Origin of the sequence: Paenibacillus sp. NPDC057886, assembly GCF_042796655.1 — a bacterium.
GTDB lineage: Bacteria > Bacillota > Bacilli > Paenibacillales > Paenibacillaceae > Paenibacillus.
In genome coordinates, this window is the sequence record NZ_JBHVMZ010000005.1 from 323,635 (window position 1) to 336,556 (window position 12,922).

General features: G+C 43.6%; 7 protein-coding genes. All 7 read left to right on the plus strand.

Annotation, left to right across the window (positions count from 1 at the left end; all coding sequences use genetic code 11):
* The first annotated feature begins 6 nt into the window (after positions 1 to 6).
* The 7 genes from ACFVQB_RS18750 (at position 7) to ACFVQB_RS18780 (ending at position 12,910) form a co-directional block, all read left to right on the plus strand.
* On the plus strand, positions 7 to 1,215 hold the full coding sequence (locus ACFVQB_RS18750) for an SGNH/GDSL hydrolase family protein (protein WP_379441991.1): 1,209 nt from the start codon (positions 7 to 9) through the stop codon (positions 1,213 to 1,215).
* A 130-nt stretch (positions 1,216 to 1,345) separates the two neighbouring features.
* Complete coding sequence (locus tag ACFVQB_RS18755; protein WP_113056434.1) at positions 1,346 to 1,774, plus strand: SRPBCC family protein; 429 nt, start codon at positions 1,346 to 1,348, stop codon at positions 1,772 to 1,774.
* A 303-nt stretch (positions 1,775 to 2,077) separates the two neighbouring features.
* Positions 2,078 to 7,141 (plus strand): golvesin C-terminal-like domain-containing protein, encoded by a 5,064-nt coding sequence (locus tag ACFVQB_RS18760; protein WP_379441994.1) that lies wholly within the window; start codon positions 2,078 to 2,080, stop codon positions 7,139 to 7,141.
* A 692-nt stretch (positions 7,142 to 7,833) separates the two neighbouring features.
* Positions 7,834 to 9,351, plus strand: coding sequence for a cache domain-containing sensor histidine kinase (locus tag ACFVQB_RS18765; RefSeq protein WP_379442875.1), 1,518 nt, complete (start codon positions 7,834 to 7,836; stop codon positions 9,349 to 9,351).
* 46 nt (positions 9,352 to 9,397) lie between these two features.
* Positions 9,398 to 10,981 carry a response regulator gene (locus ACFVQB_RS18770; RefSeq protein WP_379441998.1) on the plus strand — a complete coding sequence of 528 codons (1,584 nt, stop codon included), beginning with the start codon at positions 9,398 to 9,400 and terminating at the stop codon, positions 10,979 to 10,981.
* Between the two features lie 151 nt (positions 10,982 to 11,132).
* Complete coding sequence (locus ACFVQB_RS18775) at positions 11,133 to 12,038, plus strand: ABC transporter permease (protein WP_379442001.1); 906 nt, start codon at positions 11,133 to 11,135, stop codon at positions 12,036 to 12,038.
* 2 nt (positions 12,039 to 12,040) lie between these two features.
* Positions 12,041 to 12,910, plus strand: a complete 870-nt coding sequence (locus tag ACFVQB_RS18780; RefSeq protein ID WP_379442005.1) for a carbohydrate ABC transporter permease — start codon at positions 12,041 to 12,043, stop codon at positions 12,908 to 12,910.
* The last annotated feature ends 12 nt before the right edge of the window (positions 12,911 to 12,922 follow it).

A 12,922-nucleotide genomic window follows, 5' to 3' on the forward strand; every position in this document is an offset into this window, starting at 1 on the left:
GTCAGGATGAAGGAATTTTTCCCTCGAAGAGGGCTGCCTAATGTCATTCAAAAGTTGGAAAATGGGGAAACAGTAACAATCGTCTATTTTGGCGGCAGTAATACTCGTTCTGAAGGATACAGGATCATGACGGCGGATTGGCTGCGAGGGCAATATCCCAATGCGGATATCCGCTCTGTGAATGCAGGCATTGATGGGACAGGATCGGACCTCGGCTGCGCCCGTTTGGAGACAGATGTACTGAGTCATCAGCCTGATCTCGTATTTGTTGAATTTGTTGGAAACGATGGGGGAGTTCCCGAATCCAAAGCGCGAATCGAAGGGATTGTCCGACAGATTCGCAAGCGGAGCCGTTTTACCGATATCCTGTTTGTATATACGGTTAAGGAGCGGGATTTGACCTCATTTCAATCCGGCGAATACCAGAAGGGAGCTCTTATGCAAGATGAAGTCGCGGGCTATTATGGTATTCCTTCGATTCATCTGGGCGTAGCGGTCAGTCAATTGGTTTCGGATGGAAAGCTTATTTTTACTTCAAGGGCAGACGTGTCCATCCCCGGAGCCGTTATTTTTACACATGATTCGATCCATCCAACTATTCCCGAAGGACATCAGATTTACACAGATACAATCATCCGGTCGTTTGAGAAAATCAGAGAACTTCGAGATCACGTGGGAAAGGTCGAACATCACTTGCCGCAGGACCCTTTGGTCCCGGCCAATCCTTGGGAGTATGCAACCATGCTGCCACTGGATATTTTTACTCATTTTTCCGCAGGGTGGTCTTACATGACCCCTGATGATTTTCCTTTAGTGCGTGAGTACGATTGGTTGTTCCCCGGTCTATGGCGAGCAGTCGATCCCGGAGAGACGATCACAGTGGAGTTTGAGGGAACCCACATCGGATTATTCGATATTGGGGGGCCGGATTCCGGCAGATTGAAGGTGTCAGTGGATGGAGGGGAACCCTTTCTTATCGATCGATTCACATCATATAACGATCATAATCGAAATCAATATATTTTCTTGCCAGAGCTACCGAATGGGAAACATACAGTTCGCTTCGAAGTCGATCAAGAGAAGACAGACAAGGCGGCAGTGTTTGAGGCAAGCGGCAATGAAAGAAGTATAGAGCACGTTCGGCAACATCCGGCTTGGTATGATCAAACGGTCATTCAGCTTGGGAAGTTGCTATTGGTGCAGCCGCCATTATAATGGATCATTAAGCTTTGTTTACTTGGAAGACCTACATCATAGCCGCTTGAAGACAAAAGAAACTAATATATTCTTCATATGTTATCATAAGCATTAAACATAAATTATTGCAGTTAGAAGGGAGTAAGGCATGGCCAATATCGAGCACTTGCAAACCGTACATGTTCCAGCGTCGAAGATCTATGAAACTTTAACCACCGCTGAAGGACTATCGGAAATATGGACCAATGAACTCATTATTAATAATCAGATTGGCTTTATTAATGAATTTCGATTTGGCAGCAATGACATAACGAAGATGAGAATAGAGCAATTGATCACGAATAAAAAAGTCGTTTGGCAGTGTATAGATTCAGATCCAGAATGGATTGGCACGATGATCTCCTTTGATATTCAAGAGAAGAACGGGAAGTCTTTTATTACTTTGCGTCATATGAACTGGAAAGAAGTAACGCCATTTTATCGCTCCTGTAACTACAACTGGGCCATTTTCCTTTATAGTCTCAAATCCTATTGTGAAGATGGCGATGGTATCCCCTACCATAAACGTAAGTTTTAATAATTTAAGTTATACTGCTCATTCCACTAATGGGGAACGAATGCTTAATAAACCGCCTTTTCACCAAGGCGGTTTTCTTATGGTCAAATATCAACATTAGAATTTAACTTAGCCTTTTACTTAAAATCTTATAAGAAATTCTTAAAATGAAAGAAATTTCACGGTGATGTGACATGCTAAGATAGAAACGACAGAGCGGGATTAGCCAGAAGGCTAGGTTAATTGCTTTTTTACGATCATTTGAGCAAAGGGGCATCTTTTTTTTTGGAAGCGTTATCATTAATAGGAGAGGCTGTGAGTTGTATGGTCAAAAGGAAGCTGTTTTTCTTCATCGTTTTCATGTTGACGATAGTAGTTCCTTCCAGCCTGATCGGAATAAGGGCCGCTTATGCGGAGACCTTACCTTATCAGACGATTATCATCGATGACGGTAGCATTAAGATTAATGATGTTGTGACACCTGATGCAGGTAACGAGAACAATGGATATTCGGCTCCAAATTGGACCACAAGCACAGGGGTGAAGGGGTATGATCTTTCCAGCACCAAATATACAAGTACAGCAGGCAGAACGATAACATGGAATCCACGCTTGGAAGAAGGAACGGCGAAAATATCGTTCTATAAGCTGGATTGGGCGGATAAAGCAGATAGTAATGTAAAAATCGAAATTGTTCATAATGGAACGACGGATGTTCTCTTTATAGATTTGAGACCCTCATTTGGCGCTCCTTCGGGATGGGTTGATTTGGGAGAGTACTATTTTTCCGGGGTTGGTGAAGAATTTGTTAAATTGACCCGGTCTACCAGCACCACGAACACGATCATTACACGTGCTGATGCGGTCAAGTTCGAAGGGAATATAAGGCAGAAAGAGCCACATAAGACGATCATCATAGATGATGGAAGCCTCACAATTGATAATGTCGTCACTGTTGATTCAGGCAACATCAATAACGGGTTCTCCGCTCCTTATTGGACCACAAGCGCAGGAGTAAAGGGATACAATAATTCCAGTTCCAAATATACGGATGCTGTAGGTAGAAGCATCACCTGGAATCCACGCTTGAAAGCAGGGACGGCGAGAATATCGTTCTATAAGCTGGATTGGGCGGATAAAGCAGATAGTAATGTGAAAATTGAGATTGTTCATAACGGGATTACGGATGTTAAGTTTATGGATCTTAGACCTTCGTCAGGTCCATCAGTTGGATGGGTTGATTTGGGGGAATATGAGTTTAGTGGTGATGATAGCGAATTTGTCAGGCTAACTCGAACGCAACCTACGACAGGTACGATTATTACTCGGGCCGATGCAGTCAAGTTTGAAGGGAATATCCGGCAGCAAGCACCACCGTTGCCCCCGCTGCGGAGCCGCACCTTAGCGAATCTCAGTTACACGGAAAAAGGCAGCATCGAAAATGAAAACTATAAAGTGACTTTCTATGAGGCAGCATGGGATGGAGGTAAGTCCATCGTTCGTGACATGTTCTACAAGAACACGGACACGGGAAACTGGATGCCAATCAATAATGTGTCAGAAAGACTTGAGGAGCAATGGGTTCTATTGGATGGGAATGCGGGCAGCCGAACCAATTACTACGATACGATGAACAAACGCTGGATTACATTCGACGGTGTCCATTTTCCCGACAGCCACACGGCGGTATTAACCGATTCTACGCATGGCAGTGATTACGATTTTGAAGTGAACTGGTCCATGGCAGGGGATAAACCAGATGTTTCTTTCGCCTTTACGCCTCGCCGCGACGGTAATTATGTGATTGGATATCAGTCATTCACAACAGAGGCAGTCTCCGGCATCAATGAAGTGTTAAATGGATTCAGGTCGCATGCCAAAATGGTAGGTACAGTGGAATCAACAAGCTTGAGAGAGCTGAGCGCGCCGATGAGCCTGGTTGAGAAGAATTATGGTTCGGGAAGTCCATTGACGTATGGCGTATTTGTACCTTCGGAAGAGCTTCCGGTTGAATTTGAACCGACGGGAGGCCTTACGAAACAACGGCTTGGCATGAGCCTGGTCAACAACGAAGGCAGCGTGCAGCCAATCCTGTATGCGCCTCAATTAGGGACTTATTCGCAAATGATCGCAGAAAGCACTTATCAATTTCATATGGGGCTAATCGCTCAAAAAAGCAATCTGTATGAGTCCTACGCGGATATTCTTCGCAATGAGTACGGTTATTCAGCATACCGCGAAAATGTGTCCAATCAGTCGCTTACTGACGCGATGTTTAATATGATCGATTTGCTTAAGATTGAGCCGCAAGGGGACGACTCTGTTAATTATATCCCGTCACCCAGCGGGTGGTGGAGCCGTGCCAAGGGCTTTATTGATATCGAAAACGAGGATAGCGTCCGAACAAGCTCGAATGCGGTTCTTTTGGGGGCTTACTATTTGACAGGGGATGACCAGCTTTACGATACGAGAGCACTGCCGTCCGTCCAGTATGGCGTATCGCGAAATGGTATCGGTTGGTCGCCGACGCAGAAGAAAGTATACGGTGTGCCTTCGTTATGGAAAATGGCTACTCTGCCGTTCGATGTTTCAAGCGTAGCCGCTGTCAATCAGATGATGGGCACTTCGGCAGGAATTGGAGCGCTGGCACAGGAAGAGTACCTCATGCGTGACCCTGACCAGAAAGACCGGGGGCCTGTCATTCAGCCCTTGATGATGTATCGTATGACGGGAGAGGTACAGTATCTACAGGCTGCCAAGGATGCAGCCGACAGCTATATCTTGCAGCATATTGATACGCCTGCATCTGTGGATGTGAGTAAAAATGAGTTCATCTATTATTATAGCAAGCTGTGGATGGAGATCTTGGAGCTATATGAGGAAACTCAGGATCCCAAATACTTGGATGCCGCTTATAAGGAAGCCAAACGGTATGCAACCATGTTCGTTGCGCGTCCAGTTCCTGAAGGTAACGTTACGATTCCGCAGCCTGAGACATATAATTACGCGGAGTCGTTCCATTGGCCGGAAAGTGGTAAATTTCAATATCCTAGGCTCAAGCTTCCAGAAGATATAGCCGGAGGCGTTCAAGCGGATCGTTGGCTTGTTTCACCGAGCGGATTGACGTTTGAAGCAGGAAGTACAACCGGCTATTATCGGATGAATGCTCAGGAAGCTCCATTCATGCTGAGATTGTCGCTCTATACAGGGGATAAACTGCTGCAGGATATTGCTCATAATGCGGTGATTGGTCGATATTCCAGTTATCCAGGTTATTACTATAAGGGCTTCGCCGTTAGCCAACTTGAACCGGATTTTCCTCTGGAAGGCCCAAGCGGGGCTACATCCATCTATTATCACCATATTCCGGGGCAGCTCGGGCAAACGATGGATTATTTGATCAGCGAACAATCATTGAAATCGAACGGGAGTATTACATTTCCTTCTGTATTTGAAACGAATTTTTTATGGTTCAAATATCACCTCTATGGGAATAAACCAGGTCAATTTTATGGTAATTCCGACGTTTGGCTTTGGATGCCCAAGGGGATTATTAAGACCAACCATCCTCAATTGAACTGGATAACGGGTGAGAGTGGGGATAAATTCTACATCGGGCTAAGCAACGCATCGTCAGAAGAAGTTCAAACTCCGATCGAATTGAATGAACAAATCATTGGATTCAACCCGGCACAAGATTATACCGTAACGATTATCCGCGACAATGGCACACCAGAGCAAGCAGTTATGAGTGGCGGAATCATTCAAGCCACGGTTTCAAGTAAGGGCATCACCGCTATCATTGTAGAAGGACTTAACATTAATGTGCCGCTGCATCAGGTCAGAACGGCTGATACATCGGATGCAAGCTACTTCTTTGATACCCACAGTCCAATTGATGCGGTTAAAGGCATGCTGATGGTTAAGCCCGACGAAACGGTCTATGATGCTTATGTGCAGGCAAAAACGACGAAACCAGCGACAATCCATTATTCCTTGGATGGCGGGGCCACGTACACGACCATCCCAGATACGATATACCCGATGGAATGGTCGATACGGGTGAATGATTTATCCCAAACCTTCACGTATTACGTGGAATCGGAGGGGAAACAGACCCGCAAGCGGACACTTTATCTGCCTGATGAGGTAACGGAAACTCCAGTCCAACCCGATGGGCAGGATAGTTCATCTATCGTTGTGGATAATACGGAGGCGGAGACAGAAGGCGTTTGGATAAGGGATACGACGGCTGACAACTATTACTATGATAACTATGTGTATGCCAAATCTACGACCGGCGCAGCGACAAGTAAAATGAGATGGCGGCCTGAGCTGCCGGAAAGTGTCACTTACAGTGTGTATTACAAGATTCCGCAAATCACCGCTGCGAGTGAAAATTGGGCAACGAATGCCTCTTTCACCGTTTATTATAGCGGAGGCTCCGAGACGGTTACTGTTGATGAGACAACAGCGAATGGTACTTGGGTGCATCTAGGGGATTATCCTTTTGCCGCAGGCGATAGCGGGTACGTGGAACTAACCAATAAGGCCAATAAGTCCAGGGTTGTTGCCGATGCGATCATGTGGGTAGACGCGAACCGGATACCGCAATTGGAATCTGCTGTGATCCTGTCCGATCGGAACGAGCTGCAGATGACTCAAACCGCACAACTGAGCGTAACCGGCTATTTGGATAACGGTTTGATCGGTGATCTAACACAGGCCAATGTGCAGTATTTCGTTGATCGTACGGATCTGGCCGAAGTGGATAGCAGTGGGTTGTTGACCCTTCTAAATCTCGATGGGGACACGGATCACATTGAGGTATGGGCTACTGTCACGATTGACGGAGTGACCTTAACCACACCGCCTTTGATCATCACGATCAAGGACCTAACGGTTATCGTCGATAGTACAAATACAACTGGGTTATACACGACAGAAGGGTCTTGGAGTCAAAGCAATTTAGCCGGATATAAAATTGGGGTTAAGTCCCGTTACTCTACAGTTCAAGGATCATCCGCAACGTGGAAAGGCCAGTTTCCAGAGGGGAAATATACGGTCTCGATCTACAAGCTCGTCCATACGACGGCAAACGATAATAATGTCAAAGTGGAAGTGAAGCATAAGACGGGTACCGAGGTCACCTATATCGATGCAACGGTCGGCTCATCGGGTTGGGTTAATCTAGGAACGTTCGACTTTACGGGTGACGGTAGCGAGTATGTCCGGTTAACCAGGGTTACTCCTACAACGGTAGACCCGCCAACGCTTCCTGCGGATATGATCTATACGAGAGTTGACGCAGTTATGTTCGAACGGCATTCCGATGGTTCAGAGCTGCTTGCAAATGAGGCGCCAGGTGAACCGACACTTTCTGAATAATAGCGTTGTTACGACAGGTTTATATGATGCCAGTTGGTATATGTAAGTTATCGAAGCGATGTTATACAAATTATTGTAAAATAACCCTAAGAGCTGAGTGGATGAGAACGATCCATTCGGCTTTTTTGTCGAGGAACAAGAACATGTATATGCAAATATAAAATGTCATTGGGATAAAGAAAAGAGAGCAGTCTTTCAAAAAATTGGACGCTTTTATTCAACTAATCAACAGGATGATTTTAAAGTGGAAGTTACTCCAGTATCTAATGAGGAATTCTTAACAACTCCCAATTTAATTCTACGAAAACTCTTTACAAGATATAGAAATTGGATGTAAAGTAACGGAATTACTGAAAATATCAATAGAGATTATAATAAAGGAAGGGCTAAGTATGGATCGTAACAATTGGATACGAAGGTTACGTATACGGATTAAGAATATGAGGTTTCAAAATAAGTTAATGATAACTTATATATTGGCATGTATCATTCCACTCCTAATTGTAAGCGTATTCATTTTTAAACAATCGGCTAAGGGGCTTGAAGATTCCTCTCAAGAATTTGCCTCTTTGTATACATCACAAATCAAATCTTCGTTGAATGAATTTATCAAAGAATATGATAAGATCACGAAATCAGTACTAATAGACAACGAATTGATCTACAAACTCGGAGAAGAGTCAAGCTTGCCTATGAACGAGGTCGTGAATCAAAGGGTAGCCGTCCAGCAACTGCTCATGAGGGTTGCATTGCTCAAATCTGAGATCAGCACCGTAATGTTGATTAGTCGGGACAACAGTGTTTATCAATATACGACCACAACAAGCAGAGTGGTTGATAACAGACTGTTATCCCAAGATTGGTTTAATAAGCTCCGAAACTCGGATCAGACTTTTTTTATCAGCGGCTTACATGACCGTTCCTATTATGAGGATAAGGGAGCAGGAGCTGTCGTAACGGTGGGGAGAGTTCTATATAATTCTAAGGGAGCATATGCCGGCATTCTTCTTATTGATCTGGATCCATTTACGTTGCTCCAGCTTGAGCATGAATTCGTCCAGGCTCGGGATAAGTATGGAATAAGCGTAATTATAGGCAATAGCCGGAGAGAAGTCGTTTACCATTCCGACGCGGCCAGCGGTCAAATAACTTGGGAGCAATTGCTTAAAGCTGGTTCGGATATCCAGTGGAATAGTGGAAGCATAGATCGCATTATTTTATCGGAAGTCACTTCCCAGGGAGAGCTGTTAATCAAAACTGAAATCCCACGTTCAAAATTGCTACAGAAAATCAATCAAATTAAAGCTTTAACCGTGGTCGTTATCTTGATGAGCTGCCTGATCATTTTCCTGATCTCGCTTTGGTTAAGCTATACGATTACGAGACCAATCAAGGCTCTTAGAAGAAGCATGAAGCAAGCAGAAGTAGGTCAATATCTCCCGATAGAGGAAGATCAGACCACCGATGAGATCGGAGGTTTGGTATACAGCTACAATAAAATGATCATAACGATCAAAACTTTGATTGAAGATGTATACGTTGCGGAGATCAAGCAGCGTCAAGCCAAATTTCTTGCTCTTCAAAATCAAATTAACCCCCATATGTTATATAACACCCTTGAATCCATTCGTATGAAGGCGCTAGTGAAGGATGATGAAGAAACTGCAGGGATGATAAAAATTCTGGCTCGCATGTTTCGGTTAACTCTAGGTAAAGAAAGAAGCCATCATTCTGTGAAACATGAACTGGAATATACATCCAATTACTTGGAGCTTCAGAACATCCGATTTGATAACATGTTCCGAATGGTTGTCAACATTCCAGATGAGATGCTTCATTGCAGCATTATCCCCTTGGTATTTCAGCCTATAGTGGAAAATAGCATCAACCATGGTTTTGAAAACTACAGCCGTCCTTTGATTATCGAGATCGAAGGGAGTTGGACAGAAAAAGGAGACGTTTTGTTCCGAATTTCGGACAACGGAATCGGGATGCCTTTAGATAAACAAGCAGAGTTATGTTCCCTCTTGGAAAACACCACCTCGAACAAATATAAGCTAGAAGAGGCAGATGAATTGCGGGGGAACGGACTAGGTCTGAAAAATATTGCAGAACGAATCAAACTTCACTATGGAGATCAGTATTATGTCACCGTTTTTACTGGTATCGAGAATGGAACGACAGTTGAGATATTGATTCCTAAGATTTAAATCTCAGACATCGCTAGGTTTAAAGTGGAGAGGGAGGGAGACTTGAATGAAAATCATCTTAGTGGATGACGAGAAGGGGATTTTGGAGGGTCTCAAAAAAATGGTAAGTCGATATATTCCTGAATGTGAAGTCGTCGGAACAGCTCACAATGGAATAGATGGGTTCAATATAATTCAAAAATGGCAACCGGATATTGTCATTACAGATATACGTATGCCTCAGGCCAATGGTTTGGAAATGATCAAAATGTTAAAAGACATGGATAGTCAGAGTAAATTTATTTTGCTAAGCGGATATGCGGATTTTGAATATGCTCGAAGAGGTATGCAGCTCGGCGTGAACTTTTACATCAACAAGCCAGTTGAGGAAAGGGAGCTTCGGGAATGTGTTTGCCTGGTCATGGAGTCAATTCGTTCAGAGAGAATGAAGTTGCACGAAATAGATAACATGAAGCAGGACTTCCAATGCCGCATCCAGGAAGAAGCCTTGCGAGACATCCTTGATCTGGGTAATGATCACATGGAACTTGTAGAGGAACTGCTACGGGTTAACCGCATATATGTAAAGGATTCTAAGTTTGCGTCTATCTTGATTGAAATGAATGCCAATGTAGATTTTCTGAAAGAGTATGGATTTGATCCTGTTTTTCGCCAGATTGACCTAACCTTAAGACAGTACGACGGAGTATATCGGTTTCGTTATTCAGGTTCACAAATTGCGGTGGTGATTACTCATAATGCTACCCTCGAAACAGGAGAACTGGTTCGCGCGATACATCGCCTTAATGAGGCTTTGACCCTTAATCTGAAACTTTCCATTGTCATTGGAGTCGGGACAGTGAAGAATCGGCCCACGGGAATCAGCCAGTCTTTTGAGGAAGCACGAAATGCGCTAAGTTACAAATTAATCAAAGGTACAGCGTCCGTTATTCCTTTCTCCGAAATCATGAATTTGGCAGTAAGAAGTAAACTTGTTCCTGAAGAACTCATCAGTGCCCTAGAAGCCGCAATCGACAATATGGATGAACACGAATGTGTAGTCATTATTCATGAGATCTTCGGTGGGATAGCAGATAAACCCACTGTTAGTCCGGTAGATCTTCAGCTACAGTGCTTAAACATTCTTTTAATGAGTATTCGAAAGATGTCTATTCAGCAATTGCAACAGAACGAATTAATAGGGCGCCATATTTTGTCTTTAGAGGGCATTTCGAGGTTCGAGACACTGGCGTATTTAGAGGAATGGATGGTACAAGTCATTCATGGAATTATTGCTTTTAAGCTGGAAAATCATATTTCCAAAAAGAAAGTTTTGATCTCGGAGATTAAGGAATATGTCACAGATCATTACAATGAACCAATTAGCCTTGCAGAAGTAGCTACACATTTTTTCATAAATCCCTATTATTTAAGTCAGTATTTTAAACAAAAGACAGGAGAGACTTATTTGAATTTTTTGACCCAAATTCGAGTCAGTAAAGCGAAAGAATTGCTAGAGAATACAGATATGAAGATTTACGAAATTTGCCATGAGGTGGGTTATTCGGATCCACAGCATTTTGCACGGATGTTTGAAAAACTGACAGGCTCTAAACCTAGAGAATACCGAAAAAATCTTACAAGTACTTAAAGGGAATTGCCACTTCCTATTGGAGTGGTTTTTTTAATGCAACTTAAAAATGACTTGTTTTAACTTAAAAATGCCCAATTGAGCAAGGGATATCCGGGATGTATAGTTATTGTTGTAAGCGGATTCAAACATGAAATACAGGGGGGATAAATTGAAAGTTTTTACGATTCATCGAATAAAGGTGTATTGGCCGCTATATGTGATGGCTATTCCGGGTATCATTTTTCTTATTGTATTTAAATTTATTCCGCTGGGCGGTGCTGTAATCGCCTTCAAGGATTATTCAGTTTTTCAAGGGTTTGTTGATAGCCCGTGGGTAGGGCTTAAGCATTTTAGAGCCTTGATCGACCATCCTGATTTTGTGCGGGTATTCGGCAACACGCTGTTTTTAGGTTTTCTCAAACTTGTACTAGTTTTTCCAGTGCCTGTATTACTTGCGCTGATGATTAACGAAATTCGAAAATCTGCGCTAAAAAAAGGAATTCAAACTGCTTTGTATATACCGCACTTTTTATCCTGGGTTATCGTCGGCGGTATTCTGTTCGATTTCTTTTCATTAAGTGGATTGTTCAACATCATCATCGGGTGGTTTGGTTTTGAACCAGTGTTGGCTATGCAGGAGAGTGCATACTTCAGGCCCATTTATGCAATTTCGTCCATATGGAGAGATGCCGGATGGGGGACTGTGGTGTATATGGCCGCTATTAGCGCGATCGACCCACAACTCTACGAATCAGCGATGATCGATGGGGCATCCAAGATAAGACAAATCCGTCATATCACATTTCCGCTTCTTTTACCTACTGTACTTGTACTCTTCCTGCTCGAAATCGGGAACTTTCTGGATCTCGGATTCGATCAAGTGTTTAACATGCTCACCCCGATGACGTACAGTGTTGGTGATATATTGGACACGTATGTATTCCGGACTGGCATTCAGCAAGCGCAGTACAGTTTCGCGACTGCAGTCGGTTTATTTCAATCCGTAATAGGGCTTATTCTAGTATTCGTTTTTAATAAAATGTCCAAAAAAGTGTCGGATGGGGGGCTCTGGTAGATATGGTTGAAGCGAGAGGGGAAAAATTATTGGTTACCGCAGTTACCGTATTCCTCATCCTGTTTTCCATTGTGGCTATTATCCCGCTTCTGTCCGTAATCTCCACATCACTGAGTTCCAAAAGTGCAGTGGATATGAATCTGGTGACGATATGGCCTAAACAATTTACATTTGATTCCTGGCTGTATATCATTGATCGTCCAGATTTGTGGAGATCGTTCTTTCTGACGGTTGGCACTACATTAATTGGGACGGTTCTGGCCCTTCTGATGACCGCCTTGTTCGCGTATCCTCTGTCGAAGTCGGAGTTCCGCTGGGGTGCAGCAATTATGGTATGCGTTGTGATCGCCATGATCTTTAAAGCGCCCATCGTACCATATTTTCTGACAGTTCGAAGTATTGGTCTGTATGACAATCCACTGGTTTTAATCTTGCCACACATTCTGAATCCATTTAATTTAATCATCATGAGGACTTTTTTTAAACAATTTCCGAAAGAATTGGAAGAAGCCGCCTTTTTGGAGGGGTGCGGGTATTTTCGAATGCTGTTCCATTTCGTACTTCCGCTATCCAAGGCTGTAATGGCAACACTAGCTTTGTTCTACGGGGTGGTGCTGTGGAACCAGTTTCAACATCCACTCTTTTTCCTGCAAGATACCAACTGGTTTCCGTTGCAGATTAAAATCCGACAGTTCATTACCGACGACAGCATTATGATGGCCGGCGCTGTTTCAACGGTTGATCTTAACTATAACGAGCGGACCTTGAGAGCTGCGACGGTCATTTTTGCCATCGTCCCGATCATCATCGTGTATCCATTCTTACAAAAATATTTTGTCAAAGGTGCCATGCTCGGCTCCGTGAAAGGTTAGAACAATCATATG

Coding starts and splice junctions, on each gene's coding strand:
- ACFVQB_RS18755 (WP_113056434.1), top strand. CDS start 1,346: ATGGCCAATATCGAGCACTTGCAAACCGTACATGTTCCAGCGTCGAAG.
- ACFVQB_RS18780 (WP_379442005.1), top strand. CDS start 12,041: ATGGTTGAAGCGAGAGGGGAAAAATTATTGGTTACCGCAGTTACCGTA.
- ACFVQB_RS18760 (WP_379441994.1), top strand. CDS start 2,078: ATGGTCAAAAGGAAGCTGTTTTTCTTCATCGTTTTCATGTTGACGATA.
- ACFVQB_RS18750 (WP_379441991.1), top strand. CDS start 7: ATGAAGGAATTTTTCCCTCGAAGAGGGCTGCCTAATGTCATTCAAAAG.
- ACFVQB_RS18765 (WP_379442875.1), top strand. CDS start 7,834: ATGAACGAGGTCGTGAATCAAAGGGTAGCCGTCCAGCAACTGCTCATG.
- ACFVQB_RS18770 (WP_379441998.1), top strand. CDS start 9,398: ATGAAAATCATCTTAGTGGATGACGAGAAGGGGATTTTGGAGGGTCTC.